This is a genomic window from Magnetofaba australis IT-1, from assembly GCF_002109495.1.
In the GTDB taxonomy this organism is placed as follows: domain Bacteria; phylum Pseudomonadota; class Magnetococcia; order Magnetococcales; family Magnetococcaceae; genus Magnetofaba; species Magnetofaba australis.
Map to the genome: position 1 here is coordinate 344,832 of NZ_LVJN01000015.1, position 25,449 is coordinate 370,280.

Sequence of the window (25,449 nt, forward strand, 5' to 3'; positions counted from 1 at the left end):
CGTCGTGCTGCGGAGGTAGCGTGGATCAGACGTATTGTTGCAACACGCCCAGCAGTTTGCGCTTGCCTAACGGTTTGGTGAGGTGACCGTCGGCGCCCGCTTCGTGGCTCATGCGGATGTCGCGTTCAGCGGCGTTGGCGGTGAAGGCGAGGATGGGGGTGGCGGGCTGATGGTTCTCCCGCTCCCAGTGGCGGATCAGACGAATGGCGGTGATGCCGTCGGCGCCGGGCATGTTGACGTCCATCAACACCAGGTCGAACGGTTCGCTGATGAACACGCCGATGGCGTCCAGACCGTTATTGACCCAGGTGAGACGGTGCGACGTGCCCTTGAGGAAGGCTTTGATCAGATCGCCATTCTCCGACATGTCATCGGCCATCAGAATGCGCAGTCCGGCGCCGGGCAGGTGGGGAGAGCGCTCAGGGCGATGGTTGAGGCAGTTGGCGTCGTTGTCACAGGTCGGCAGGCAACTGCGCAGCGTCTCCGGCGTATTTGCCACAGCGGGCAGGCAGGCCGTAAAACAGAACTCGCTGCCCGCGCCCAGGGTGCTGGCGGCGGTGAGTTCGCCCTGCATGAGCGCCACCATCTCCCGGCACAGCGAGAGCCCCAGGCCGGTGCCGCCATAGTTGCGCGCGACCGAGTTGTCCGCTTGTTGGAACGGCTGAAAAATGGTCGCCAGCTTCTCCTCGGCGATGCCGATGCCGGTATCGCGCACGCAAAAGCGCACCTGATCGCCCTCAGCCTGCTCCACCAGGAGGGTCACCTGTCCCTGTTTGGTGAATTTGATGGCGTTGCCCACCAGATTGATCAGCACCTGTTTAAGGCGCTGACAGTCGCCAAAGGCGTATTGCGGGGTGTTCGGCGCCACGCTCTGGCGCAGCGCCAACCTCTTCTCATCGGCTTTGACGCGCAGGATGTCCAAGGTGTCGTCCAGCAGCGTGCGCAGGTCGAAGTTGCGCTTGTCCAGCGTCATGTGGCCCGCCGCCATTTTGGACATGTCCAGCACGTCGTTGATGAGCCCCATGAGCACATCGCAGGAGCGGCGCTGGGTCAGCGCATAACCGTGTAGCGTCTCGGGCAGCTCGGCCTCCACCATCAGCTCGTTCATGCCAGTGATGGCGTGCAGCGGGGTGCGGATCTCATGGCTCATGGCGGCCAGGAACTGGCTCTTGGCGGCATCGGCCCGCTGCGCTTCGTCGCGAGCCTGTTCCAACTCGGCGGTGCGTTTACGCACCTTCTCCTCCAACTCCTCATTGAGCGCTCGCACCTGGGCGTTGACCTGGGCCAATTGCCCGGTATGCGCGGCGATGCGCTCCCCCATGCTGTTGACGCCCTGCTGCAGGCGGGTGATCTCGTCCGCGCCCTCGATATCGCTTAGCCGTTCATCCAGCTTGCCGTCGGCGATGCGCTCCACGCAGTGGGCGGTGGCCTGTAGTCGGATGATGAGCGCCTTGCCGAACTCATAGAAAACCAAGGCGGTGAGCACCAGGGCGGTAAACGCCACCAGGGCGATGGCGGTGAGAAAGCTCCAGCGTTTCTTCAGCACATCGCGGCGGCTCACAGAGAGGATAACAACCCACTCCAAGGGGCGAATGCTGGCGAATGCGGCATAGCGGATCTCACCGTTATCCGCATAGCGCAGCAGGCCTTGGGGTTGTTTCCGCAGAGCTTGCAAACGCTGCTCAGGGTAGGGATCTCCGGGGTTAAGCGTCGGGTGTTGCAAGACGCGATTGTTGCCAATGTCGACCAAGTGGGCCTGCAGACTGTGTTCTCCACGGCTGCGCAACTTGGCTTGGGTGCGTTGGGCCTGGTCCACGGCGCCGCTCATCCCGGTGTGGTTGAACGCCTCTTCGATTTCATGGCGCGCCTCTTCCAGTTGCAGGGTGAGCGCGCGCTCGTTGTTTTGCACCAGAATCTCTTCGAGCAGCACGTTGCTGATGAGCAGCACCGCGATGGTCATGACGATGACAGCGCCGATAGAGAGCAGTGTGAGGCGGGTGGAGAGTTTCATGGTCCAGCCTGGGCGCGCACGGGTTCAGCAGGCAAGCGTGTTAACGTTGCGATAACGCGCGCGTTGTCGGAGCGCGTAAACGAAGGCGCAAAGTCGGTCGCGCGTTGGGCTTGGGCGTGCGCGAAGGGGGCCGGCATCATCCAGTCTCCAGATTTTACGCATGGATGGCGGGTATTTCACAATGCATTAGCCAGAAAAAGATTGGCCAAATGCATTGTGGCGAAGGCAGGTGAATGAAAGCAAGGCGAAACGGCGCCAAGTGCGCGCCTGATTGGTTACGCAGGGAGGTCTTGGGGGGTGGATATTGGAGAGAAGTGATCGCGGATTGCGGCGAGCAGGTCTTCGCTGGTGGCGTGGGCGGCGATAAGGGGTGCGGGCAGGTTATGCCCCGCCAGGGCTTCGGCGGTGAGCGGGCTCAAGCAGACGGGGGTGACCTTTTTGAGTAGCCCATCATCGCCCACGGCGGCTAGGAACGACTGCACGGTACGACCGCTGAAGAAAAGGACCGCATCCACTTCGTTATTATTCAGAGCGTAGCGCACGGTCTCCGGTAGGCGCTGGGTGGCGGCTGCGCGGTAGGCGGCGACGCAGGTTACGCTGGCGCCCTGGCTGCGCAGGTGGTCGATCAGCTCGTCACGTCCCTGTTCGGCGCGCAGAAACAGATAGCCTTTGCCGCCGCCCTGCCACTGAACGATCTGTTCCGCCAGCGCCTGGGCGCTGAAGCGGCCTTCGGGCGCGCGCGCTTCAATTCCTGCGCTGTGGAGAATGGCGGCGGTCTTCGGTCCCACGGCAAAGCACGGCGGGAGTGGTGGCATGGGGGTCGGCAGGGCGCGCAAGAACGCCCGCGCGCCGTTGGCGCTGGTGAGGATGATCCCGTCGAAGCGGGTCAAATCAGCCATCGCCTGAGCCAGCGGCGCCGGGTCCGTCGGCGGCTCGATGGTGAGCATGGGCGCCAACAGCGCGCGCGCGCCCAGCTCCTCGGCCTGTCGCTGGGTGGCCAACGCCTCCGGCAGCGGACGGGTGATCAGCAGGGTTTTGCCCAGCAGCGGCCCATCGGCGCTCACTTGTCGGCCAACCCTTGGGCGTAGACGCGATCCAGAATCGACTTGGCCCCGGCGGCCAGCAGTTTGTTGGCCAACTCTTCGCCCAGGGCGGCGGCTTGATCGCGCGGACCGGCCACGGCGTCCTCAAAGCTGGCGCCATCCTCGGGGTCGGCCACCAGGCCGCGCAGGCTCAGTTGGTCGCCATCCAGCACCGCGTGTCCGGCGATGGGCACCTGACAGCCCCCCTCCAGACGCGCCAGGAAGGCGCGTTCGGCAGTGACCCGGGTGGCGGTGTCGGGGTCGTTCAGGGGCGCCAGCAGCGCGATGACGCGGGCGTCGTCGCTGCGGTGTTCAATCCCCACCGCGCCCTGACCCACAGCGGGCAGCATCTGTTCCGGTTCGATCCACGCCACCACCCGTTCGGTGCGCTGCAGGCGTTTGACCCCGGCGGCGGCCAGGATGATGGCGTCGTAGTCGCCCGCTTCCAGCTTGCCGATGCGGGTGTCCACATTGCCGCGTAGAAAGGTGACGTTCAGGTCGGGGCGGGTGCGCTTGAGTTGGCTCTGGCGGCGCAGCGAGGAGCTGCCCACCGTGGCGCCCTGGGGCAGTTCATCAAGGCTCTTATAGTTGACCGACAGCAGCGCATCGCGCGGATCCTCTCGTTTGAGGATCGGCCCCAGCATCAGCCCGGTGGGGAATTCGGCGGGCACGTCCTTCATGGAGTGCACCGCCAGATCCGCCGAGCCTTCCAGCATCGCCTGCTCCAACTCCTTGACGAACAGACCCTTGCCGCCCACTTTGGCCAGGGGCACGTCGAGGATCTTATCCCCTTTGGTCTTCATCACGTTGATCTCAACGGTCAGGCCGGGGTGGTGGGCTTCCAGTTGGGATTTGACCCATTTGGCCTGCCACAGGGCCAGCAGGCTGCCGCGGGTGGCGATGCGCATGGTCTGAGCGGTCACGGGGAGTCCTTTGCCAAAAGTTGGTGCGTCGTTCGGTTTCGGAAATCGCCAATTTTCCCCCGCTGCGCCGTCGCTGGCAAGGGCGGGCGTGGTTTTGTCGCGGGGAACAGGCTAATCTACCGTTTGAATTGTGCTGAGACGTTGGATGATGGAAGAGGCTGGGGCTCCGCCCCAGACCCCGGAAAAGTCGCTCAGGACCATCCGGCTATTCTCCGTGAAAAATGGATGATGAAAGAGACTGGGGCTTCGCCCCAGACCCCACCAGGGCGTTGCCCTGGACCCACGAGGGCGCCGCCCTCGACCCGCTGGGGGCAGCGGCCCCCAGACCCCGGGAAAGTCGGCCATGAATGTCCGACTTTTCCCCCTTGGCGGCGATTGAGCTTGTCCGGATTTCTCAGCGGATGGGCGGCTTGATCTGGTGGATGATGGAAGAGACTGGGGCTTCGCCCCAGACTCCAGCCGGGCTCTGCCCGGCGCCCGCCAGGGCGTTGCCCTCGACCCGCTGGGGGCAGCGGCCCCCAGACCCCGGAAAATCGCGCCAATAAATGTCGCGATTTTCCCCCTTGGCGGCGATTGAGCTTGTCCGGATTTCTCAGCGGATGGGCGGTTTATTCTTAGCTTGGCATCAGGAGCCGTTTCGCAATTCGTGGGAAAATGTTGGATGATGAAAGAGACTGGGGCTTCGCCCCAGACCCCACCAGGGCGTTGCCCTGGACCCACGAGGGCGCCGCCCTCGACCCGCTGGGGGCAGTGGCCCCCAGACCCCGGAAAAGTCGGCCATGAATGTCCGACTTTTCCCCCTTGGCGGCGATTGAGCTTATCCAGATTTCCCAGCGGATTGGCGGCTTGATTTATAAGGATATCGTTTTGGTGTTGCGCGTGTTGGGCATTGAGAGCAGTTGTGACGAGACCGCCTGCGCCGTGGTGGCGCTGGAGGGTGACGACCCGCGCGCTCTGCGCATCGTCTCCGACGTGGTGCACACGCAACTGGACGTGCACGCCGACTACGGCGGCGTGGTGCCGGAACTGGCCAGTCGCGCCCACATTCAGCACATCCAACCACTGATGCAAGCGGCCCTGCGCAACGCCGACATGCGCGCCGACGAGCTGGACGCGGTGGCGGTGACGCGCGGGCCAGGTCTGATTGGCGCGCTCATCGTCGGCGTCTCCGCCGCGCAAGGGTTGGCCCACGCCATCGGTAAGCCGCTACTGCCCATCCACCATATGGAGGGGCACTTGATGAGCCCGTTCCTGATGGCGCGGGATGAGAGTCAAGTTGCCGCCATGGAATTTCCCTTCGTGGCGCTGCTGGTCTCCGGCGGACATACGTTGTTGGTGCACGCGCGCGCGTTTGGCGACTATCGTCTGTTGGGTCAGACCCGTGACGATGCCGTGGGCGAGGCGTTCGACAAAGGCGCGCGTCTGTTGGGGTTGGGCTATCCGGGCGGTCCGGCGGTGGCGGCGCTGGCCGAAGGGGGCGATGTGGCGGCGGTGAAGTTCCCCCGCGTGCTGCTGGATAAAACCCGGTTTGATTTCAGCTTCTCCGGCTTGAAGACCGCGCTGCGCACCCATGTGCTGAAACATGAGGCGCAGATGCTCGAAGAGACATATCGGCGCGATGTGGCGGCCTCCTACCAAGAGGCGATTGTGGACACGTTGGCCATCAAGGCGGTGTCGGCGTGTCGCCATGTGGGGGCGACGCGCTTGATGATCGCAGGCGGGGTGGGGGCCAATGCGCGCTTGCGCGAGAAGTTGGATGTTGCCTGCCGCGAGGCGGGGATTGTGCTCTATCGACCGCCGATCCGTTTGTGCACGGACAATGGCGCTATGATCGGCGCGGCGGGTGCGGTGCGTTTGGCGCGGGGCCTGTTTGATCAGCACGCCCCAGTCAATCCCATCCCCAGATGGCCAATAGACGAACTCTGATTATGCCTCTGTCAGAGCGCAATCCAGAGATCACGTAACAATCTGGTTGTGCGCACGGGGCAAAACTAACCGAGGTCCAGGAGGGCGTCCCTCCTGGCGGGTCGAGGGCAGAGCCCTCGCGGGTCCAGGGCGGCGCCCTGGTTGGGGTCTGGGGCGAAGCCCCAGTCTCTCAAATCACCCCCACAAAATTCGCCCAAAAATTGCACCATCAGGAGCCGCTTTATGACTGATTCCATAGTCGATTCGAGCATCGCCCAGGAGGCCGACGTGGCCGTGATTGGGGCGGGCTCCTGGGGCACGGCGCTGGCGGCGTTGCTGTGCGGCAAGCGGGAGCGGGTGACGCTCTGGTGCCGCGAGCTGGAGATCGCCGAGTCGGTCAACACGCAGCATCGCAACGCCTTGTACGTCTCCGAACTGGAACTGCCGCAAAACCTAGTTGCCGATACCGACTTGGCGCGGGTCGCCGCCACCCATCGGGTGCTGGTGATGGTGGTCCCCACGCAGTTCACCCGCGCGGTGGTGGAGGCGATGCGTCCGCACTTGCGCGATGATGCGGTGCTGGTCTCGGCCAGCAAGGGGATCGAGGTGCAGAAGATCGAGACCCTGGCGGAGATCTACGACGAGATGCTGCCTGAGGCGATGGCGCAGCGGGCGTGCTTCCTCTCCGGCCCCTCATTCGCCCGCGAGGTGATTCGCGGGTTGCCGGCGGCGGTGGCCATTGCGTGTCGTGATGCGGCGGTTCTGCCAGCGATTCAGGAGCTGTTTTTCTTCCCCCATTTTCGCACCTATCGCACCGATGATGTGGTGGGGGTGGAGCTGGGCGGGGCGCTGAAGAACGTCATCGCCATTGCGGCGGGGATTTGCGATGGCCTGCAATATGGCCACAGCGCCCGTGCGGCGTTGCTGACGCGCGGCTTGGCGGAGATCGCCCGGTTGGGCATCGCCATGGGGGGCAAGGCGGAGACTTTTGCTGGACTCTCTGGCATGGGCGATCTGCTGCTCACCGCCACCAGCACGCAGTCGCGCAACTATACGGTGGGGCATCGTTTGGGCAGCGGCGAGACGTTGGAGCAGATTCAGGCGGGCGCGCGGGAGGTTGCGGAGGGGGTGAAGACGGCGGATGCGGCGTATCGGCTGGCGCAGCAGAAGGGGGTGGAGATGCCGATTGTGGGCGCGGTGTACGCGATTCTGTATGAGCAGCGCAACGCAAGGGAGGTGGTGCTGGAGCTGCTCAGCCGGGAGATGAAGCCGGAGGTGACGGGTTAGCGCGGAGGTAAACGTGGCCGCCGACTGGTCGGCGGCGGGGTCTGGGGGCCGCTGCCCCCAGCGGGGTTTGGGCGGCGCCCCAAGGTGTGGCAGTGGCCTTTGTTTTTGGCCGTTTCCCCATTGAACAAGGGTGGAGCCAGTAGGAAGTTGGAAACGAAGCGCGGAACAAGAAGCCAGGACGGAGGGTGTCGGGGAAACGGCAGGTGAGCAGGCGCGTAGCGCCGTCGTCCGCAGGACGGCGAACTGCTCTAAAACTGCAAGCTTGGGAAAGTCAAAAAAATGTTTGCGGGAAAGTCTCGACTGAGTGATTTTTCCCAAGATTTTCTGATTAGGTGATTGTCCATAGCGTTCTCTCCTGGCTTCTCTCGCCCGAATCCCATCGCCAATCAGACGGCCTTTTCGGCTCCTGGTCTGGGGCAAGGGTGGGGCGAGGAGCCAAGAAGAAATCTTCAAGTCGATGAGTTGACGTTGTAAGTCATGGCTGGTTGGTCTTTATGAAATAGCAGGTCTTTCCCGTAATCATATACATCGGAAACTACGAGCAATATCATTCCGCCAACAACACCGATTGCTACAAGGCGTTGAAACGAGTTTTGCTTGTCCATGATTCTTCCTTTCCAGAACGGTTGTAGGTGTTTCGATCAGAGCAACGGGGGTATCAAGTGGCGCATTGTCGTGTTTGTGTTAAACCCGGCTGAGCAGGCAGGTGGAACTATCATTACAGCTGTGGTGCGTCGTAGTTGCCGTCCACCAGCACACCCGAGAACGCCTCAACGCCGCGAGCGCATAGGCCATGCTCACCGCGGTGGTGGAGGCGCCCTCTTTGGAGACGCTACTGGCCACCAGCACCGAGAGCGTCTCCTCCTCCCGGGACACCGAGCGCAGATTGGCTTTCACGCCAGCCAGCGCGCCTTGGCTGCGGCGCAACCAAGAGCGCATGGGGCCACCCAGATGACCGAGTTCAGCGGGTTCAGGGACGAGCCCCAGAGACGGGACTAGTTCCTGGGACAGTCAAGTAATTAAATCCTTCTGGACTAGTTCCTGGGACAGTCACTTAATTAAATCCTTCACGAAATTCTAATTTTATGATTCAGAAATTCCATATGTCGTGTTTCACATGTTTCAGAAATTTCAAATTTTATGGGCAGTCACTTAATTAAACTCTCCCGCAAACACTTTTTGACTTTCCCAAGGGTGGAGATTTACGGCAGTTCGCCGTCCTGCGGACGACGGCCCTTCGGGCCTGCTCACCTGCCGTTTCCCCGACGGCCTCCGTGCGGGCTCGGCGTATCGAGCTTCTCAATATGCTCCCTACTGGCGCCGCCCTGGATCAATGGGGAAACGGCAAAGGCAAAGGCCACACCGTGGGCTCTGCCCACACCCGCTGGGGGCAGCGGCCCCCAGACCCCGCCGCCGACCAGTCGGCGGCTAATTTTACTCCGCGCGGGCTCCCACCATTGCACCGTCTAGCGGATATGACGAAAATAACAGGCGCAACCATTTCGTTGTTCCCCCTTTAAAATATGGAGTCACTATAATGAACAGACTGATTCCCTGCGCCTCCCTGGCGCTGCTGCTGGGCCTGTCAGGCTGCGGCGTGAGCACCACCAAGAATGTGGAGGTGGACCGCCACAGCGGCGGCTTTTTAGGATTGGGCGAACAGGCGGATTTGCAAACCTCCGGCCTGGAGGCGATGAAGGGTGAAACCCGCGTGGTGATCCCCAACTTCAAGGTCGGCTTCTATCTGGATAAGAGCCCGGGCGGCTTTAAAAGCGGTTCCGGCGACGCCGCCATTGTGCGCTCCAAACTCTCCGGGGTGGAAAACGCCGACTTCCAAGCCATCACCGACGCCGCCTACGCCGCCTTCAAACAGCAATTGACCGCGCAAGGCTTCTCCGTGATGAGCGAAGCGGAGATGGCCGCTCTGCCGCGCTACGCCGCCGCCAAGGCGAAAGCCAATCCCGAAATGGATAAGGCCCTGTTCGGCCCCGACGCCCTCTACTTCGTCCCCACCGGCGTCAAGCATCTGGACGTGGGCATGTTCGATAAGGGGCTGTTTAATATGGACATGCTCAAACAGTCCCAGGCCACGGTGATGGATGTCACCCTCTACGTGACCTATCTGGGCCAGAAGCTGGAGAAGGTGCTCACCATGGTCTCCGGCGTGCAGGTGGGACAAGCCATGACCGTGATCCCCGGCTCAGTGGTCACCGCCAGCGGCTATCAAGCCTCCAAGTGCGTGGGCTTCTGCCCCAACACCGTCGCCTCCGTCCGCTTAGGTCAGCCGATCTACTCCACTGAAGAGACCGGCACGCTGACCGACGTAACCACCGCCGGTGACCGCGCGTTGGATGTGGCCAAAATGGCCGCCACCTGGATGACCGGTGGTCTCAAGACGCAGGTGACCAAGGTGTATGAACTGAAGGCGGATCCGGCCAAGTTCAAAAAGGTCGCCATCGAAACCCTGGGCAAGGCCACCGGCCAGATGGCCGCCAAACTGGGCTCGGGCCGGTAATGGGGAGTTGATTGTTGGTGAAAAAAGAGCCCCGGCGCAATGTGGCGTCGGGGCTCTTTTGTGGAAGCCGCGTATACGTTTTTCCATAAGACGGTTACTTGCTCTCCAGTTTGAAGGCGCCATCCCAGTCCAGGGAGGGGGGCAGGGTGACGAACTGTCGGCAGCGATTGAGCAGCTTCTTGCCAGCGATATCATCAGGGTATTCTGTCACATAGCGCTGGAACACCGCCTCGGCGTTCTCCCACTGGCGCGCGTCATACAGGTTCATCGCCTCATGCCACAGTCCGCAGCGGGCGTTTTCATATGAAGACGCCGCCAACGGCGAACCTTGGTCCAGCTCGCCCAGCAGCTCGTAAATGCTCATGGGCGTGGTGCTGCCCACCGGTATAACACAATCCACCCGGCGCAACAGGAAACGACCATTCACCTTCTCGGCTACCTGCTGCGACACCAGTAGTTCAGTGCCATACTGCTTGTTCATGGACTCCAGGCGCGCCGCCATATTCACCACATCCCCAAACGCCGAGTACTGCATGCGGTCTTTGGAGCCCACATTACCCACCACCGCCTCGCCGGTGTGTACGCCAAAACGGGTGTAGAACGGCGCGCGGCCCTGAGACTCGAACAGCTCCGCCAGGGCATGACCGGCGGCGCGACAGGAGAGCGTCGCCATACAGGCGTTGGCCACATGGTCGTAGTCGGCCTTGGGCGCATTCCACAAAGCCATAATGGCGTCGCCGATGAATTTGTCGATGGCGCCGTGGTGGCGATGAATCTGCGCCGACATGGTCTCCATGTACTCCGACAACGAGCCCACCAACTCCTCGGGATCGAGCTTTTCGCTGATATTGGTAAAACCGCGAATGTCGGAGAACATCAGCGTCAGGGGCTGTCTGCGTGAGCTGATGTTGGTCTCGTTATCCTCCTCCACGATGGCGCGCACGATCTCCTTGGGCACATAGACGCTGAAGCTGCGCAAGGAGCGCTTCATGGTCTCCACCGCGTCGACCAGCTGCGACACTTCGCGAATATGTGAAGCGCCCATGAGCTCGCCGGAGAGGTCAAAGCGGCGGATGCGCTCGGTTTCGTTCACCACCGCGCCCAGTGGTTTGGTCAACAGCATGGATAACGCCATGAAGCAGAGGATCGCCACCGCCACCGCTGCTGCTCCAGCCAACAGGATCTTCAAACTGGCGTCGGCCAGCGGCCCCACCAGTTCGTCGCGCTTGACCACCACCCCCACAGTCCAGTTCAGATCGCCTTGGGACAAGCGGGAGAACGAGACTAGAAAGGTGTCGCCAGAGCCGGTCAGGTCCGCTTCAAAACGGCTTTTGCCATGGCTACGCCACGCTTTGACCGCGCCAGAGACCAGGGGATCATTCACCTCGGCGGCGTTGCGCAGACGCATCCTCTCACCGCTGGCGTCCACCGCCAGGCTGGGGTCGCGATGGCCCACCAGCGCGCCATTCTCATCGATGAGGAACACGCGGCCTGAGCGTCCAATTTGTGCTTTGCTCAGAAAGGTGGAGAGGGTGGAGAGGGTAATGTCGGCGCCGACAACGCCAAAGCGATCGCCCTCAATGGTCGGAATGCGTCGCGAGAGGGTCAGGCCCACCAATTTGGAGCTGGAGAAGACGTAGGCTTTGGAGAGCGCCACGCCATCGGTGTTCCAAGCGACGTCGTACCAGGGACGCACGCGCGGATCGTAGCGGGGCGCGCCTTCGTCAAAGCGCAACTCCTTGCCAGACTCATCAAAAAAGTGAAAGCGATCGGCGCGAATGCCCTCCTGGGTCTCCAACAAACGGGTGACATAGCGCGCCCCGTTGGGGGTGCGTTGACCGGTGGGACCCAGTTTGATGGGGGTGCGGGGCAGGGAGAGGATTTGATAAAAATCGCCGTTCTCTTCGCCCAAATAGAGGCTGAAGATCTGCGGTAGCGCATTGAGTTGGCGATACAGTCGCTGCAAACCGTTGATGCTCTGCATCCCGGCGGGATCCACCAGCGCCAGATGTGCGGTGGCGTCCACCACTCGCGAGACCGGTTGAATCAACGCCTGGGCGTCGCGTTCAATCTGCGCAGTGGCGCGCTGCATGCTCTCTGTCGCGGTGTTGACGACGATGGCGGCATTGTTCTGAAACAGAAACCCAACCAGACCCAGCATCAGGAGAACCATCACCGCGCCAAAAGTGATGGAGATGCCCACGCGCAGATCAATTGAGCCCCGGTTATTCATACGTCGCCTATATCTAAGTGAGGAGGGGGGGGCGTTTGATTGCACAAGTTTAGTTGCCCCGCTCAACAGAGTGACGCCGCTTTGGCTCTCAGAGGGCCAAAGCGGCGGTGTCTGCATCTGTGCAAAATCATGTGTAGCGCGGTCTATTTTTTATCCTCGTCGGGAGCCATCTCCTCTTCCAGACCCGGCTCATAGATGATCACCCGGTTGCGCCCGCTCTCTTTGGCTTTATAGAGCGCCAAGTCGGCCTTCTTGGTGACGTCCCAGAAGTCGTCGCCATCTTCGGGGAAGGTGGCCAGGCCAATGGAGATGGTCTTCTCCAGAATCCCGCCGGCAACGGGGATCTTCAGTTCCGCAACAGCGGCGCGGATCTTTTCCGCCACCGCGGCGCCGTTGTGGTTCTCCTGCTCCTGCAGCAGCACCAGGAACTCCTCGCCGCCATAGCGGATTACCATATCCGAAGAGCGCACCTGACTCACCAGCACTTTGGCCAACGCTTTGAGCACGGTGTCGCCCGCGTCGTGGCCATAGGTGTCATTGACCGACTTGAAGTGGTCCAGGTCCATCATCATCACCGCCAGATGGTTCTGCTTGCGCTTGGTGGAGGCCACCAGGGTCTGCAGATACTCCTCCAGGAAGCGGCGGTTGTGCAGCCCGGTCATGGCGTCGCGCAGAGCCGATTCGCGCAGGGTGGCCAGCAGGCGTTTGGCCTGCACCACCGGCGCCGATTCGCGCAGGAACACTTTGATGAAGGGCAGCAGCAGTTGGAACAGGCTGCCGTGTTCGCGCTGCACCACCAACTGCACCACCATGCCCACCGAGCCGGAGTGAATCACCGGAATACAGATGTGTTCACACTGCTCGTTTTCGCCCTCTTGGAACATGTTGCACAACTGCGGCGTCTCCACCGAATCGATTATGTGGCCGGTGCGTTGCGCGCGGCAGGCGTCGGACTGGAACAGAATCTGCGGATTACACCAGCGACAGGCGGCTTCCACCTCGCCATCCACCACCATGGGCTTCATGTGGTTCTGATTGGCGGTGACTTCATAGATGGTGTAGCGGCGGATGCCAAAGCGACCGGAGAGCATGCGGCCCAGACGCGCATACACCTCCTGTTTGGTCTGATCCTCCTCCACCGCCTGTTTAAAGTGCGCCACCTCCACCAAAGCGCCCACCATTTCGGTGGTGGTGGTGAGCAGGTTGGTGTTGCCCTCCAATTCATACTGGATCAAGCGCGCCACGTCCTTGCTGATGTTGCCCAGGTTCTCCTGCAGGTAGTTCATCAGTTGGTTCAAATCGCGTGCGATCTGGCCGATTTCGTCATCGCGCTGGTAGTCGATGCGCTCTGAGAAGTCGCCATCTTTGGCGCGGCTGACCACCTGCTGCACGCCGGCGGCTGTGGCCACTACGGCGGCGATCTGGGTGCGGAACACCCAGGTGATGATGAGGGTGAAGATGCCCAGAATGCCGGTCATGAAGAAGATGGTCATCATCGCCTGGCGGCGCAGATGACTCATGGAGAGGGTCAAAGTGATGGCGCCGAGGACGGTGCCGTTCTCCACCTCATGGCACTGCAGACAGTTGGGGGTGCCGGCGCTGTTGGCGGTGAAGGGAATGGTGCCGCGAAAGGTGGGGTCCATCCCTTCATTGAGTTTGAAGTAGGGTTTGCCGGTCTCCAGCACCTTCAATTCGACTTCATCCATAGAGCGTTCGGAGTCCAGACCTTCGCCAAACTGGCGCACCACCCGCTGGCCGCGAATGACGCGCGCCTCCATCAGGCCAGGCACCTGGGCCAGACGCTCCAGGGTCTGCTGGCGCTGGTCGATGACGCCGTTGATCATGGCTTCGGTCAGGCCCACCAGGATCACCTGGGCGGCGGTGCGCACATGTTCTTGCGCGGTGGATATGGAGAATTGTCGGAAGGCCAAAACGCTGATGATCACCAGCACCGAGAGCATCGCGCCGGAAAGGGCAAAGGTGAACAGGGTGGTTTTGGTGGTCAGCTTCATGGGACGACAATCGCCTTTCCTAAATTGATGCTGCGTGCACTCTGACGCTCACATTTGCATCGAGCGGAAATTAATGCTGTCATAAACACGACATCTTGCCAAAAATTGCTCTGCAAATCACCTGTTTTACGCAGCAATATCCAATAAACCTCAGGAGCCGCCTGGATGCGTGGGGGTGGTCCGGTCTTGGCGCGCTACGCGAAAAAGCGCGCACGGCGCCTCGGAAATGAGGTATAAACTTTCATCGGTTGCGGGTCGGCGGGAGACAAGCGCTTTTCCGCTTTCCCTGGTTTCCCGAGTCTTGTGCGTCTCGGCGTAACCAATGCCGCCAATTTGTCATTTTAGCGAAGGGGAGCCATGCCCCGCAAACGATCCGGTCGGTCAGCCCTCAGTCAGCGTCAGAGCGCGCGCGTGGAGGCGATTCGTCAACGTCGCGCCGCCGCCAAATCGGCGCGGGCGCAGGCGCTGTGTGAAACGCTTGCCTCCGGCGGTTTGGGGGATCCGCAGCGCGGTCGCGTCATCGCCCATTATGGGCTGAATGTGGCGGTGTTGCCAGAAGGGGAGCGCGACCATCATGCGATTTTGCGCTGCGCGGTGCGCGAGACCCTGGATAGTGAGCCGGTGTGCGGTGATTGGGTGGTCTGGCGCGCTTCTGGCGCGGCGCAGGGGGTGATTGAAGCGGTAGAGGCGCGGCGTACGGTGCTGCGTCGTCCCGGCTCCCACGGCAAGCTGCTGACCATGGCGGCCAATCTGGATCAACTGCTGATCACCAGCGCCGCGCCGCTGTTCAATCCGTTTTTGTTGGACCGCTATCTGGTGGCGTGCTCCATGGCGGAGATCGAGCCGATCATCTGCGTCAATAAGATCGATCTGCTCGACGATGAACAGAGCTTGCAGGATCTGCTGGAGCTGCTGGCGCCCTACAAGGCGATGAAGATTCCCATTATCCTGCTGTCGGCTCTGGAGGGGCTGGGGGTGGAGTTGCTGCGCAACCATCTGCGCCATCGCTGCTCCGCCTTTGTGGGGCCTTCCGGGGTGGGCAAGTCGTCGCTGGCGGCGCAGTGGATCCACGATGAACCCATTCGCGTGGCCGAGACCAACCCCACCACGGGCAAAGGGCGGCACACCACCACCGTGGCGCGTCTCTATCCGCTCACCGACTCCCAGTATGACATGGGCTCCATTATCGACTCGCCTGGGGTGCGCGCGTTTGGTTTTCACGATGCGCGCCCAGAGGAGATCATTGACCACTTCCCGGATATCGTCCCCTGGAGCCGGGGGTGCCGTTTTAATGATTGCCGCCACCTGGAGGAGCCTGATTGCGCGGTGCGTCGCGCGGTGGAGGAGGGCCATCTGGACCCTTACCGGCTTGAGAGTCTGCACCGCATAATTGACTCCCTGGAGGAGCCCGAATAGTCGGATTTCAGGCGCTTGTCGCAGAAATTTCATATTGCGTGATTTTCTGCTTGACGCATCCGGCGCCCGTCTGTAGATTATGCGGCTCTTGAGTGAGTACGCGCCCGTAGCTCAGCTGGATAGAGTACCTGGCTACGAACCAGGTGGTCGGAGGTTCGAATCCTTCCGGGCGCGCCACTACGAAATCAACGGCTTAGGTCTCCTGACCTAGGCCGTTTTTCGTTGGTGTCCCGCCGTTTTGTCAACCGTGTGTCAACGCCGCTAACGGATTCAATTTTAACGCCTCTTGCAGGTGGTCCGGGGCCATGTGGGCATAGCGCATGGTGGTGCGCAAATCCGTGTGTCCCAGTATCCGTTGCAGCACCAGAATATTGCCCCCGTTCATCATGAAATGGCTGGCGAAGCTATGCCGTAGCACATGGCTGCGTTGACCCCGTGGCAGGGTGATTTGCGCCTTGTGCAGCGCCCGTTCAAATGCCGAGCGGCAATCCCGAAACAGCGGCCCGCGTGAGCGGCCAGCGGCGCGGATCATGGCGACCAGGTGGCAGCTAATCGGCACCGTGCGCACTGTGCCGGTTTTGGTGGCGACCAGATCCAAGCGATCATCCCGCACCTGTTCGGCGCGCAGGTGTTGCGCTTCTCCCCATCTGGCCCCAGTGGCCAAGCAGATCCGCGCCACCACCGGCAGGGAGTCGCTTTTGCTGGCGTCGGTCACGGCCAGGAGCCGGGTTATCTCTTCTATAGAGAGAAACGTCAGTTCACGCGGGGGGATCTTCAGGGGCCGCAGGTTCTCCAATGGGTTGGGCAGGGGCCAGCGTTGCAGGCGGATCAATTCGGAAAACACCGCCTTCAGATAGCCCACCTCAAGGTTCACCGTCTTGGGCGCATTGCCCGCGTCCAGGCGCTGTTGCCGGTACTGGGCGACGAGATCCGGCGTGAGGGATTGGGCGCGCGGGTTGCCCAGCGCAATCACCATCTGTTGCAGCATTTCCAGCTGGTTGCCACGCAGGTTCACCCCATGCAGTTGTTGCCACAGTTTGACCAGATCCCACAAAGTGCGGCTATCCCGTTTGGAGGGCTTCCATTGAGGATCGTTCTGCGCCTTGTTGCGCAATTCGATTTCACAGGCCATCGCTTCGCGTTTGGTCTTGAACCATTTGCGGATGCGTTTACGGCCCCGGCCACCGGGTTGGATATCCAGCTTCCAACTCTCCCCATCTTTCGTAATGGCCACCTTACGCGGCCACCTTCGATGTCATGCGCCGTTCATGCACCTTCTTGCGTAGCCATATGACAAAATCGTTGAATGTCATATCCTTACTCAGATACCAGCCTTCAATGTCTTCCCAGAGCGCAAAATTCCTAAGCGAGATGATGAGTTGCTCGAATGTCACGCCGCGACGCACGGCAACGGTGATCGCATTGCCCAGCATGAGCCCGATGTTCTTTTCTATGGCCGCGGCGTCCTGCTTTTTTACGCGCTTGATATTCAACCCCTGTGCAGACTTGATAAATTCCACATCTTCCATCAGCAGTTGCCACATGGGGTCTATGAAGCGCACGGAATCCATCAGGCGGTTGCGTTCCAGCGCATAACGCCATAAATCCGTTAGAATATCCGTGGCTTGATAGTAGGTCCTAACCCGCGCGCCATCGGTTCCGTTGCCAATCTCGCGCATCACGCTGTGATGGAAGCGCGCCTCTATGCGCCAGACGGGTTTGTCGGCTTCATACATTTCGCCCCACAGTTGGCGGTAGAAATCCACCTTGTCGGATTTCACCATTTCCAGATCCTTGCGATAAACGGTGAATTGCAGGCCGCTGGCTTTGCCGAACATCACCGTTTCGCGCTTGCCATAAGTGGCGCAAACGTTGTCCAGGCCCTGATATTCCAGTTCCTGTATGCCGTTGAATGTGCGCTGCAATGAGCCCTGACGTTTGAGCCGCTTTTCAAAGTCTTCCGGCAAATCCCAACCTTGGATATCCACCGCAAGGTGGATCGCGCATTCACACGGCTCATGATTCAGCAGGAAGGTGTAGGCGAAGCTATCCAGGAACCCTTGGAGTTCGCCAACGAAGGTTTGCGCTATGCGGGTTGGCGCAACCTCAATCTTGAGATGCGTCCCCACTTCATCCGGCTTTTTGTAGAACGACTTCAACAAGATGATATAGCCCCACTGATTGTTCTGGAGCTTGTACAAATAGCCGGATTTCTTGCCCATCTTGGCAACATGCCACTCCCAACCGCCATGGCGGTAATAGCAATCGCCCGAGTCAATCACGGCCTGAATTTCCGCCAAGCGGCTTTCACGGATTTTGCCCCGGTACATCTGCCGCACCGTGTCCACCGATTCGGCCAGAATGCGCACGCCGGACAGATCGCGGATGCCGTTGCCGTTCTCGAACCATGCCCCCTTGGGGTCAAAGGGGATGTCGCGGTAAATCCGCTGCGTCAGATCACATCGGTTCCACTTCGTGTAAGCCATGGTGTGTCCCTCACTGTCCGCCAATGTCCGTCTGTGACGTGGGTTTGTTTGTGTTTGTCTGACGTGTTACAGGAACGTCTAGCGCGCTTCGGCTGCGCGCATCGCCCCCGCGCGTTCCGCGCTGGGGGATGCCGCGCCGCCTTCGCTTCTCATCGCCTGATTCGCTTGTCTGCCAACTCCCATCAGCAGTTGCAGTGGATCACGCTTGATTACGCCTTGCTTCGGGTCCTGCGTGGACTCGGTTGGCTCTTCCTGTTTTTTGGGTTCTGGAAATTCCGGTTCACAGGAGATGACCTTGCGCCAGCCATCTTTGCCCAGCAGTTCACGCACGCATGGCGCATAGACGATTTGCGTCACCTTGTACCGATCCAGGAATTGCGCGCGTAGTTGCAGGCGGCCGCCATGCTTATCAATGAGAATCACAGCGCCAGCAGGATCAACGTTCGTCATCGCGCCGGATTCATCGACTCGATATTCTCGCCAGGAGGAGGCGCGCCATTCGGGACGCCAGAATATCTCTACGGCATCGACAAAAAATGGTGGGGTCTGCGTGTACTGGCTGGCGAGCGGGCGCACTACTGCATCAGCGCGAACATCCCGCGAAAGAGGATCACCGACAGCGCCATTTTGATGAAGACGCCCAGCGCCACCACGAACACCAACCGCAGCGCCTTGCGCATCAACCAGGAGATCCCGCGCATGGCCATCATCAGCAGTCGATACGCCCACGTCTGTTTCGCCTTGCCGCTTATTGTAAATATAAGCTGGATAAGCGACTGAAAACGCAAACACAGCAAGAAGAACGAGGATTGAAGTTTGTTTGAAAGCGTTCGATCCAGCGACATTTGCCGTATGCTCCCCTGTCAAAGTCGATTCATAGAGATCGAATGCCCAATTCGGAACACGCTTGGTGAACTTCACATCAAAGTCGGATTGGCGGGGGCTGGCGACCTTCGGACTATGCAAACCCTCTATGTACTTATTCTTAAACGGCCAGTGATTGCCCAAGCGGGAGAGGTTGATATGCTGATAGCAGGTTTCCGTCACATCCCGGATAACCGGATGCAACTGCTTCATGTGTTTCGGTTCAGTTGGAAAATGACAAACAAGCCGTTTATAATGTGTAGATAATAAGCGGAGGTTTGTATGGAACGGAAGAAGCGGAGATTTACGGCTGAGCAGAAGGTAGGCTATGTGCGCCGTCACCTGGTCGAGAAGGTGGTTCTCTCGGATCTGTGTGACGAGGCGGGCATTCAGCCCAGCCAGTACTATCGCTGGCAAAAGGCTTTGTTTGAGAATGGCGAAGCGGCTTTGGCTGACAAACGCGGCCAAAAGGCTCGTGATCGACAGATTGCCGAACTAGAAGCGAAGTTGGCAACCAAAAATGAGGTTATGTCCGAGCTTCTTGAGGCGCATGTTGCGCTAAAAAAAAGTCTTGGGGTGAGCTGAACGGCTGCTGGGTGGAGCCGGACATACGGGATTCGGTGGTGGATTTCGTGGCGTCTTGGTCAGACAAGAGCGAAATCGACACGAGCCGGATTATCAACTGGATAGGCGTGCAAAGGGGCAAGTTCTATTCATGGCGCAAGCGCTATGGAATGGTTAACGACCACAATGGCCGTATTCCCCGAGATTTTTGGCTGGACGATTGGGAGAGGGAAGCGATTGTCGCCTTTTTCCATGAACATCCGTCAGAGGGCTATCGGCGTCTGACCTACATGATGCAGGATGCAGACGTGGTGGCGGTCAGCCCCTCTTCAGTGCTGCGTGTGCTCAGAACTGCCGGGCTGATGCGTCGTTGGAGCCCACCGCCCTCGCAGAAGGGCACAGGGTTCAAACAGCCTTCGGAGCCGCATAAACACTGGCATGTGGACATCTCCTATCTGAATATCCAGGGGACGTTCTACTATCTGTGCAGTGTCCTGGATGGATGTAGCAGGTTTATCCTCCACTGGGAGATTCGTGAGTCGATGAAGGAAGATGAGGTTGAAGTGGTCCTGCTCCGAGCTCAGGAGGCCTATCCGGAAGCTAAGCCGCGGCTGATCTCAGACAATGGGCCGCAGTTCGTTGCCAACGATTTTAAGGCGTTCATCCGGGAATCCGGCATGACGCATGTGAGGACTTCGCCTTACTATCCGCAGAGCAACGGAAAACTGGAGCGTTTTCACGGTAGTTTGAAGCGTGAGTGCATTCGGCCTCAGACGCCATTATCGCTGGAAGATGCCCAACGGGTTGTGGGAAAGTACGTCGAGCATTACAACACCCGGCGGCTCCATAGCGCCATCGACTACGTCACCCCACAGGATCGCCTGGAAGGGCGGCATGTGCAGATCCTGGCCGAACGAGATCAAAAGCTTGAGGCGGCCAGAGAACGGCGTCGGACGACGTACCAAAAGCAGTCTTTTCAGCCATCCCAAAAAATGGCTGAAAAGGCGAACGGCTAACTGATATTTTGGCTTAGGCGGTTGTCATGTTTCCGCTGAACCAGCACATATCCTCCACTGGGAGATTCGTGAGTCGATGAAGGAAGATGAGGTTGAAGTGGTCCTGCTCCGAGCTCAGGAGGCCTATCCGGAAGCTAAGCCGCGGCTGATCTCAGACAATGGGCCGCAGTTCGTTGCCAACGATTTTAAGGCGTTCATCCGGGAATCCGGCATGACGCATGTGAGGACTTCGCCTTACTATCCGCAGAGCAACGGAAAACTGGAGCGTTTTCACGGTAGTTTGAAGCGTGAGTGCATTCGGCCTCAGACGCCATTATCGCTGGAAGATGCCCAACGGGTTGTGGGAAAGTACGTCGAGCATTACAACACCCGGCGGCTCCATAGCGCCATCGACTACGTCACCCCACAGGATCGCCTGGAAGGGCGGCATGTGCAGATCCTGGCCGAACGAGATGAAAAGCTTGAGGCGGCCAGAGAACGGCGTCGGACGACGCACCAAAAGCAGTCTTTTCAGCCATCCCAAAAAATGGCTGAAAAGGCGAACAGCTAACTGATATTTTGGTTTAGACGGTTGTCATGTTTCCGCTGAACCAGCACACATGTTCTGCGCCGCTATGATGAAATCCCAGTTATAATGACGATGTTTAGCGAAGGCGGAACGCAACGTTGGCTCTCTGCCGTCTCTCTCTGCCGCTTCCCGTCCGCCTGGATAATCCAGTTCTGAAAATTCCTTCTGGTCTGGATCCCAGAGGTTGTAAACCTCATCAAAAAAGAACATCGCCCCCTTCGGAGCCCAGTGATAGAAGCGCCGGAGCTTCTCGTAGTCTTCCGGGTTCTCATCGTTGAAGACTTCAATATGGAAGGATTCAGGCGCTTCAATCTTATGCACTTTGCGGAAGACATCACGCACACGAAGCGGAGAGATTCCCCGTATGTTTGTGATCACCAAACGCCCGGCTTTGACCGCTTTGGGCAGATCATCCGCAATGGCGCCACTGGTCTTGAACGATCCCGGCGCCCCATGGTGATATTTGATCGCCATTAGCCGATGCCCGGCATGATCAAGCGAATCACGAACCGCGTTATCCAAGCCGTCATGATAATGGCCATCGCGTCCGGGATATTTAGAACGTTGATCATGCCCAGCCATTCCGTTGGGATGGCGGCCCAGAGAGATTCTATCTTGTCCGAGATAGTGACATTCGGATCGCCCGTAATATCGGGACCCATCGCCGCTTCCAGCAATGACATCGCGCCAGAGAGGATGAAGCCGAGAACTTCATAGTAGGCAAGTTTCAGATATTCAATCAGCGTGTCGAATATCTGCGCTATGTGGTCCCAGATTGCGCCCATGGGTCACCTGATCACGATGAAGGCGGCTTGGATGAATGCGCCAAGCAATACCAGCGTGCCGAGGAGTTCAAACCATTGCCTGTAGGGCTCAAAGCAGATGCTTACGCTCTGATCACCCGGAACCGGAATCGTGAAGCATGGCAGGGTTGTATTGCTGGTGTTGGTCGTCGGCAGGAGCAACGCTGTTGCGTTGTGTTTGAAGTCAGTCACGACCGTGTCGTAATTGGTCTTCGCAGTGGAGGTTCGAGAACCCAGGCCGCTAATGATGCCGTCACGCGCCGCGTTGGGATCAACACTGGTCCCGGACGTAGATCCATCTGTGCTTCCGCCTGACGTGCCCGACGCACTCCCCAACTTACTGGCGTCGAATTCCGCCTTCGTCACGGTCTGGCATTGCGTCCCATCCCAGAATTGCGTGCTGTAATCGCACCCCTTGTCTTCTGTCCCATTGGCTACGCAACTGTATTTCGCGCCATCTATCACTTTCGTGGTTCCGCTGGGACACGTCGCCATCTCTGCGTCACCGCCCTCTATGCAGGCAGATCCATTGGTATTCAGCACAAAGCCCGCTGGACATGTCAGCGCGCCCGTATCCGGGTCCGTTGTAGGCTCCTGAGTGACGCCGGCATTCTTCACGCACGACGCATACAGGTAGTCATAGACCATGCCGGACTCACCACATGACGCACATTCGCCCGTGGAGGCATCCCACCATGATCCGGCTGATTCACAAGTCACGCATTGTCCGGTATTCGAAGAGTAATAACTACCTGTTGCACAGACCGACTCTATATTCTGATCTTCAGGTATGCAGCTATATGAGCATGTCTTTTCGCCACCAGCTGGACCAATACAACCATAATTCTTGATATATCCAGGCGTAGCGCAGTCGTACGCATCTGCATCTTGCTCAGTGGGATTCTCAGGTTCGGTTGATTTCGGGTCATAGCATTGCCCGTTTTCATCAGCCAATTGGCCCGCTGGGCAATAGCGAGAAACACACGAATCCGCGACAGGATCATACTGCTTGCCTGTGGGGCAATAACACATAGCTGAATTCAAAGAGCTTCCTGAAGCTGTAGAACCGACATTGCAATAAACAACAGCATATATAGGAGAGCCTTCGAACACTCTTCTTGGCCCATTGGACCAAATTTAATCATCATCTGACCTGTATACATCCGATGATAAGTGATGCTGTTGCCTAGGAACCATGCTCCAACATTAGATGTAGGATAATCACAGACAGTAGGGGTTGTTGTTAAACCGCTTGCAAGCATGTATGAAAGAATCGCCTGTTCAATCGTATAACCTTGCCTATTTCCAGTTTCATAATACCGTGCCTTGGGTTCATATTTTTGATATGCCTCCAAAGCGAAACAATCAGACATAAATGACAAAGCCCCCGCAAATGCGAGAACAATTGCGAGGGCTTTGCTTTTAACCGACATTGACACCGATCCCGAATCCCATGATGTGCTGGTTCAGCGGAAACATGACAACCGTCTAAACCAAAATATCAGTTAGCTGTTCGCCTTTTCAGCCATTTTTTGGGATGGCTGAAAAGACTGCTTTTGGTGCGTCGTCCGACGCCGTTCTCTGGCCGCCTCAAGCTTTTGATCTCGTTCGGCCAGGATCTGCACATGCCGCCCTTCCAGGCGATCCTGTGGGGTGACGTAGTCGATGGCGCTATGGAGCCGCCGGGTGTTGTAATGCTCGACGTACTTTCCCACAACCCGCTGGGCATCTTCCAGCGATAATGGCGTCTGAGGCCGAATGCACTCACGCTTCAAACTACCGTGAAAACGCTCCAGCTTTCCGTTGCTCTGCGGATAGTAAGGCGAAGTCCTCACATGCGTCATGCCGGATTCCCGGATGAACGCCTTAAAATCGTTGGCAACGAACTGCGGCCCATTGTCTGAGATCAGCCGCGGCTTAGCTTCCGGATAGGCCTCCTGAGCTCGGAGCAGGACCACTTCAACCTCATCTTCCTTCATCGACTCACGAATCTCCCAGTGGAGGATAAACCTGCTACATCCATCCAGGACACTGCACAGATAGTAGAACGTCCCCTGGATATTCAGATAGGAGATGTCCACATGCCAGTGTTTATGCGGCTCCGAAGGCTGTTTGAACCCTGTGCCCTTCTGCGAGGGCGGTGGGCTCCAACGACGCATCAGCCCGGCAGTTCTGAGCACACGCAGCACTGAAGAGGGGCTGACCGCCACCACGCCTGCATCCAGCATCATGTAGGTCAGGCGCCGATAGCCCTCTGACGGATGTTCATGGAAAAAGGCGACAATCGCTTCCCTTTCCCAATCGTCCAGCCAAAAATCTCGGGGAATACGGCCATTGTGGTCGTTAACCATTCCATAGCGCTTGCGCCATGAATAGAACTTGCCCCTTTGCACGCCTATCCAGTTGATAATTCGGCTCGTGTCGATTTCGCTCTTGTCTGACCAAAACGCCACGAAATCCACCACCGAATCCCGTATGTCCGGCTCCACCCAGCAGCCGTTCAGCTCACCCCAAGACTTTTTTTTAGCGCAACATGCGCCTCAAGAAGCTCGGACATAACTTCATTTTTGGTTGCCAACTTCGCTTCTAGTTCGGCAATCTGTCGGTCACAAGCCTTTTGGCCGCGTTTGTCAGACAAGGCCGCTTCGCCGTTCTCAAACAAAGCCTTTTGCCAGCGATAGTACTGGCTGGGCTGAATGCCCGCCTCGTCACACAGATCCGAGAGAACCACCTTCTCGACCAGGTGACGGCGCACATAGCCTACCTTCTGCTCAGCCGTAAATCTCCGCTTCTTCCGTTCCATACAAACCTCCGCTTATTATCTACACATTATAAACGGCTTGTTTGTCATTTTCCAACTGAACCGAAACAATGAAGAACAGGAAGAAACCCAGCGCGTAGATCATCGATCGTTACTTCACACCACGGATGGCGATGATCACGAAGCGAATCGTCGCCACGGCAGCGATCAAACCCAACATCGCCACGCCCGCCGCGGTGATGTCCTCACTCAGTTGCACCAGTTCGCCACTCTTGAACGCCGTAACCCAAGCGGATTCAGCCGCCATGGCAGGCGCCGCCATAAACGCCGAAAGCATCCCCAAGCCGATTCCGGCAACTTTCCCTTTGCGGTCGAAAATCTTTTTCACATCACACCTCACTTTACGTACCTGATGATAAGTTTAGCGACGAGGCCAATTGCCAAGCCAATAGCGAAGAATGTGAAATACATCTCGCTAATCACTTCTGGCGGCATCAACCCAACCTCAAGAAGAGACGAAAGCGGCGTTGACTCAATCTGAACCCATTCCCCCAAAGCGCAGTCTTTGGCCTTCGTCGCTGGATTGTTCGGGATATCGGAGCAATAGAACAGATAGTGCGCCATGCCGCTTCCGCCTCTTTATCAGCGTCCCCACGACGCCGATTCTTACGCCTTGGCCGCAGCAGGCTTGGGCGGTTCGTTTTCGTAGATCGGTTTCACACCGATGATATGGAGCTTGGCGACGCCCTTGGATTGGCGCAGTTCAGCGCGGCATTCATACCAGTGCGGAAGCTCGATTTCGCTGATGGCGTCGTACACGTTTTGTTCGCAGCTCATGCCCATCACTTCCAAACCCTTGCGGTTCTCGATGGGATTTTCAGGCTTAGCCCCGGCTGTGACTTTGGCCCCCTTCACTTGACGGCCCGAGTCATCGTCTTTGAAGTCGTAGCAGCTGGCGTTAAGAATGTTCAGTCGCAGAATTTGAATCATGTTCGTTCCTCTA

The 25,449-nt window shown here is 58.8% G+C and carries 26 protein-coding genes and 1 tRNA gene; 8 read left to right on the forward strand and 19 right to left on the reverse strand.

Annotated features, from left to right (window positions below):
* Positions 1-25: 25 nt before the first annotated feature.
* The 3 genes from MAIT1_RS03805 to hemC form a co-directional block, all read right to left on the reverse strand.
* A complete protein-coding gene (locus MAIT1_RS03805) occupies positions 26-2,011 on the reverse strand; it encodes an ATP-binding protein (RefSeq protein WP_085440894.1) in 1,986 nt (661 codons plus the stop codon).
* Between the two features lie 275 nt (positions 2,012-2,286).
* Complete coding sequence (locus MAIT1_RS03810; protein WP_085440896.1) at positions 2,287-3,075, reverse strand: uroporphyrinogen-III synthase; 789 nt, start codon at positions 3,073-3,075, stop codon at positions 2,287-2,289.
* The gene (gene hemC / locus MAIT1_RS03815; RefSeq protein WP_085440897.1) at positions 3,072-4,016 is read right to left on the reverse strand and encodes a hydroxymethylbilane synthase; all 945 of its coding nucleotides are present in this window, start codon (positions 4,014-4,016) and stop codon (positions 3,072-3,074) included. Before hemC ends, MAIT1_RS03810 begins: the two co-directional genes overlap by 4 nt.
* An 870-nt stretch (positions 4,017-4,886) precedes the next feature.
* Between hemC and tsaD the strand changes: the two genes are divergently transcribed.
* Both tsaD and MAIT1_RS03825 read left to right on the forward strand, forming a co-directional pair.
* Entirely contained in the window at positions 4,887-5,942 is a 1,056-nt protein-coding gene (gene tsaD, locus MAIT1_RS03820; protein WP_414673635.1) for a tRNA (adenosine(37)-N6)-threonylcarbamoyltransferase complex transferase subunit TsaD, read from the forward strand.
* 222 nt (positions 5,943-6,164) lie between these two features.
* Positions 6,165-7,208, forward strand: a complete 1,044-nt coding sequence (locus MAIT1_RS03825; RefSeq protein ID WP_085440900.1) for an NAD(P)H-dependent glycerol-3-phosphate dehydrogenase — start codon at positions 6,165-6,167, stop codon at positions 7,206-7,208.
* A gap of 449 nt (positions 7,209-7,657) precedes the next feature.
* Here MAIT1_RS03825 and MAIT1_RS21765 read toward each other — a convergent pair whose 3' ends face one another.
* Both MAIT1_RS21765 and MAIT1_RS21435 read right to left on the reverse strand, forming a co-directional pair.
* Positions 7,658-7,813 carry a hypothetical protein gene (locus MAIT1_RS21765; RefSeq protein ID WP_158089298.1) on the reverse strand — a complete coding sequence of 52 codons (156 nt, stop codon included), beginning with the start codon at positions 7,811-7,813 and terminating at the stop codon, positions 7,658-7,660.
* 79 nt (positions 7,814-7,892) lie between these two features.
* The gene (locus MAIT1_RS21435) at positions 7,893-8,147 is read right to left on the reverse strand and encodes a hypothetical protein (RefSeq protein WP_143814639.1); all 255 of its coding nucleotides are present in this window, start codon (positions 8,145-8,147) and stop codon (positions 7,893-7,895) included.
* A 598-nt stretch (positions 8,148-8,745) separates the two neighbouring features.
* On the opposite strand from MAIT1_RS21435, the gene MAIT1_RS03830 reads away from it, so the two are divergent.
* On the forward strand, positions 8,746-9,723 hold the full coding sequence (locus tag MAIT1_RS03830) for a hypothetical protein (RefSeq protein WP_085440901.1): 978 nt from the start codon (positions 8,746-8,748) through the stop codon (positions 9,721-9,723).
* A 94-nt stretch (positions 9,724-9,817) separates the two neighbouring features.
* On the opposite strand, the gene MAIT1_RS03835 is transcribed toward MAIT1_RS03830, so the two are convergent.
* Both MAIT1_RS03835 and MAIT1_RS03840 read right to left on the reverse strand, forming a co-directional pair.
* Positions 9,818-11,926 (reverse strand): adenylate/guanylate cyclase domain-containing protein, encoded by a 2,109-nt coding sequence (locus MAIT1_RS03835; protein WP_158089299.1) that lies wholly within the window; start codon positions 11,924-11,926, stop codon positions 9,818-9,820.
* Between the two features lie 173 nt (positions 11,927-12,099).
* Positions 12,100-13,968 carry a sensor domain-containing diguanylate cyclase gene (locus tag MAIT1_RS03840; protein ID WP_085440905.1) on the reverse strand — a complete coding sequence of 623 codons (1,869 nt, stop codon included), beginning with the start codon at positions 13,966-13,968 and terminating at the stop codon, positions 12,100-12,102.
* Between the two features lie 357 nt (positions 13,969-14,325).
* Here MAIT1_RS03840 and rsgA point away from each other — a divergent pair, with 357 nt between their 5' ends.
* Complete coding sequence (gene rsgA, locus MAIT1_RS03845; RefSeq protein WP_085440907.1) at positions 14,326-15,384, forward strand: ribosome small subunit-dependent GTPase A; 1,059 nt, start codon at positions 14,326-14,328, stop codon at positions 15,382-15,384.
* Between the two features lie 100 nt (positions 15,385-15,484).
* A tRNA-Arg gene (locus tag MAIT1_RS03850) sits at positions 15,485-15,561 on the forward strand.
* A 64-nt stretch (positions 15,562-15,625) separates the two neighbouring features.
* Here the strand turns inward: MAIT1_RS03850 and MAIT1_RS03855 are convergent.
* The 3 genes from MAIT1_RS03855 to MAIT1_RS21440 all read right to left on the reverse strand — a co-directional run bounded on the left by MAIT1_RS03855 (position 15,626) and on the right by MAIT1_RS21440 (position 18,947).
* Positions 15,626-16,618 (reverse strand): phage integrase, encoded by a 993-nt coding sequence (locus tag MAIT1_RS03855; RefSeq protein ID WP_085440909.1) that lies wholly within the window; start codon positions 16,616-16,618, stop codon positions 15,626-15,628.
* A gap of 1 nt (position 16,619) precedes the next feature.
* Complete coding sequence (locus MAIT1_RS03860) at positions 16,620-17,870, reverse strand: hypothetical protein (RefSeq protein ID WP_085440911.1); 1,251 nt, start codon at positions 17,868-17,870, stop codon at positions 16,620-16,622.
* A 78-nt stretch (positions 17,871-17,948) separates the two neighbouring features.
* On the reverse strand, positions 17,949-18,947 hold the full coding sequence (locus tag MAIT1_RS21440; RefSeq protein ID WP_143814640.1) for a hypothetical protein: 999 nt from the start codon (positions 18,945-18,947) through the stop codon (positions 17,949-17,951).
* Between the two features lie 69 nt (positions 18,948-19,016).
* On the opposite strand from MAIT1_RS21440, the gene MAIT1_RS03875 reads away from it, so the two are divergent.
* From MAIT1_RS03875 to MAIT1_RS03885, 3 genes are all read left to right on the forward strand, one after another.
* Positions 19,017-19,319, forward strand: coding sequence for a transposase (locus tag MAIT1_RS03875; protein ID WP_085440272.1), 303 nt, complete (start codon positions 19,017-19,019; stop codon positions 19,317-19,319).
* Positions 19,320-19,330: 11 nt separating this feature from the next.
* A complete protein-coding gene (locus MAIT1_RS03880; protein ID WP_198947786.1) occupies positions 19,331-20,314 on the forward strand; it encodes an IS3 family transposase in 984 nt (327 codons plus the stop codon).
* A gap of 76 nt (positions 20,315-20,390) precedes the next feature.
* Entirely contained in the window at positions 20,391-20,864 is a 474-nt protein-coding gene (locus MAIT1_RS03885; protein WP_143814641.1) for an integrase core domain-containing protein, read from the forward strand.
* A gap of 24 nt (positions 20,865-20,888) precedes the next feature.
* Here the strand turns inward: MAIT1_RS03885 and MAIT1_RS03890 are convergent, their stop codons facing one another.
* The 9 genes from MAIT1_RS03890 to MAIT1_RS03930 form a co-directional block, all read right to left on the reverse strand.
* The gene (locus MAIT1_RS03890) at positions 20,889-21,356 is read right to left on the reverse strand and encodes a zonular occludens toxin domain-containing protein (protein ID WP_158089300.1); all 468 of its coding nucleotides are present in this window, start codon (positions 21,354-21,356) and stop codon (positions 20,889-20,891) included.
* A complete protein-coding gene (locus tag MAIT1_RS03895) occupies positions 21,356-21,667 on the reverse strand; it encodes a DUF2523 family protein (RefSeq protein WP_085440919.1) in 312 nt (103 codons plus the stop codon). Before MAIT1_RS03895 ends, MAIT1_RS03890 begins: the two co-directional genes overlap by 1 nt.
* Positions 21,668-21,670: 3 nt before the next feature.
* Entirely contained in the window at positions 21,671-22,333 is a 663-nt protein-coding gene (locus tag MAIT1_RS03900) for a hypothetical protein (RefSeq protein ID WP_085440921.1), read from the reverse strand.
* A 392-nt stretch (positions 22,334-22,725) separates the two neighbouring features.
* The gene (locus MAIT1_RS21445) at positions 22,726-23,118 is read right to left on the reverse strand and encodes a hypothetical protein (RefSeq protein ID WP_143814642.1); all 393 of its coding nucleotides are present in this window, start codon (positions 23,116-23,118) and stop codon (positions 22,726-22,728) included.
* A gap of 72 nt (positions 23,119-23,190) precedes the next feature.
* Positions 23,191-24,174 carry an IS3 family transposase gene (locus MAIT1_RS03910; protein ID WP_085441294.1) on the reverse strand — a complete coding sequence of 328 codons (984 nt, stop codon included), beginning with the start codon at positions 24,172-24,174 and terminating at the stop codon, positions 23,191-23,193.
* Positions 24,175-24,185: 11 nt separating this feature from the next.
* Positions 24,186-24,488: a transposase gene (locus MAIT1_RS03915; protein WP_085440078.1), complete on the reverse strand. Its 303-nt coding sequence runs from the start codon at positions 24,486-24,488 to the stop codon at positions 24,186-24,188.
* A 109-nt stretch (positions 24,489-24,597) separates the two neighbouring features.
* Complete coding sequence (locus MAIT1_RS03920; RefSeq protein WP_085440926.1) at positions 24,598-24,834, reverse strand: hypothetical protein; 237 nt, start codon at positions 24,832-24,834, stop codon at positions 24,598-24,600.
* A gap of 8 nt (positions 24,835-24,842) precedes the next feature.
* Complete coding sequence (locus MAIT1_RS03925; protein WP_085440928.1) at positions 24,843-25,070, reverse strand: hypothetical protein; 228 nt, start codon at positions 25,068-25,070, stop codon at positions 24,843-24,845.
* A gap of 42 nt (positions 25,071-25,112) precedes the next feature.
* On the reverse strand, positions 25,113-25,436 hold the full coding sequence (locus MAIT1_RS03930; protein ID WP_085440930.1) for a hypothetical protein: 324 nt from the start codon (positions 25,434-25,436) through the stop codon (positions 25,113-25,115).
* Positions 25,437-25,449 lie beyond the last annotated feature (13 nt).

Bases quoted from the DNA above. Each gene is read 5' to 3' on its own strand.
- MAIT1_RS03930 (WP_085440930.1), bottom strand. From the start codon at position 25,436: ATGATTCAAATTCTGCGACTGAACATTCTTAACGCCAGCTGCTACGAC.
- MAIT1_RS03900 (WP_085440921.1), bottom strand. From the start codon at position 22,333: ATGGTCTATGACTACCTGTATGCGTCGTGCGTGAAGAATGCCGGCGTC.
- MAIT1_RS03895 (WP_085440919.1), bottom strand. From the start codon at position 21,667: ATGGGCGCAATCTGGGACCACATAGCGCAGATATTCGACACGCTGATT.
- MAIT1_RS21765 (WP_158089298.1), bottom strand. From the start codon at position 7,813: ATGGACAAGCAAAACTCGTTTCAACGCCTTGTAGCAATCGGTGTTGTT.
- MAIT1_RS21445 (WP_143814642.1), bottom strand. From the start codon at position 23,118: ATGTCGGTTAAAAGCAAAGCCCTCGCAATTGTTCTCGCATTTGCGGGG.
- MAIT1_RS03830 (WP_085440901.1), top strand. From the start codon at position 8,746: ATGAACAGACTGATTCCCTGCGCCTCCCTGGCGCTGCTGCTGGGCCTG.
- MAIT1_RS03860 (WP_085440911.1), bottom strand. From the start codon at position 17,870: ATGGCTTACACGAAGTGGAACCGATGTGATCTGACGCAGCGGATTTAC.
- rsgA (WP_085440907.1), top strand. From the start codon at position 14,326: ATGCCCCGCAAACGATCCGGTCGGTCAGCCCTCAGTCAGCGTCAGAGC.
- MAIT1_RS03890 (WP_158089300.1), bottom strand. From the start codon at position 21,356: ATGGCGATCAAATATCACCATGGGGCGCCGGGATCGTTCAAGACCAGT.
- MAIT1_RS03875 (WP_085440272.1), top strand. From the start codon at position 19,017: ATGGAACGGAAGAAGCGGAGATTTACGGCTGAGCAGAAGGTAGGCTAT.
- MAIT1_RS03885 (WP_143814641.1), top strand. From the start codon at position 20,391: ATGAAGGAAGATGAGGTTGAAGTGGTCCTGCTCCGAGCTCAGGAGGCC.
- MAIT1_RS03825 (WP_085440900.1), top strand. From the start codon at position 6,165: ATGACTGATTCCATAGTCGATTCGAGCATCGCCCAGGAGGCCGACGTG.
- MAIT1_RS03805 (WP_085440894.1), bottom strand. From the start codon at position 2,011: ATGAAACTCTCCACCCGCCTCACACTGCTCTCTATCGGCGCTGTCATC.
- MAIT1_RS21440 (WP_143814640.1), bottom strand. From the start codon at position 18,947: ATGAAGCAGTTGCATCCGGTTATCCGGGATGTGACGGAAACCTGCTAT.
- MAIT1_RS21435 (WP_143814639.1), bottom strand. From the start codon at position 8,147: ATGCGCTCTTGGTTGCGCCGCAGCCAAGGCGCGCTGGCTGGCGTGAAA.
- MAIT1_RS03915 (WP_085440078.1), bottom strand. From the start codon at position 24,488: ATGGAACGGAAGAAGCGGAGATTTACGGCTGAGCAGAAGGTAGGCTAT.
- MAIT1_RS03925 (WP_085440928.1), bottom strand. From the start codon at position 25,070: ATGGCGCACTATCTGTTCTATTGCTCCGATATCCCGAACAATCCAGCG.
- MAIT1_RS03840 (WP_085440905.1), bottom strand. From the start codon at position 13,968: ATGAAGCTGACCACCAAAACCACCCTGTTCACCTTTGCCCTTTCCGGC.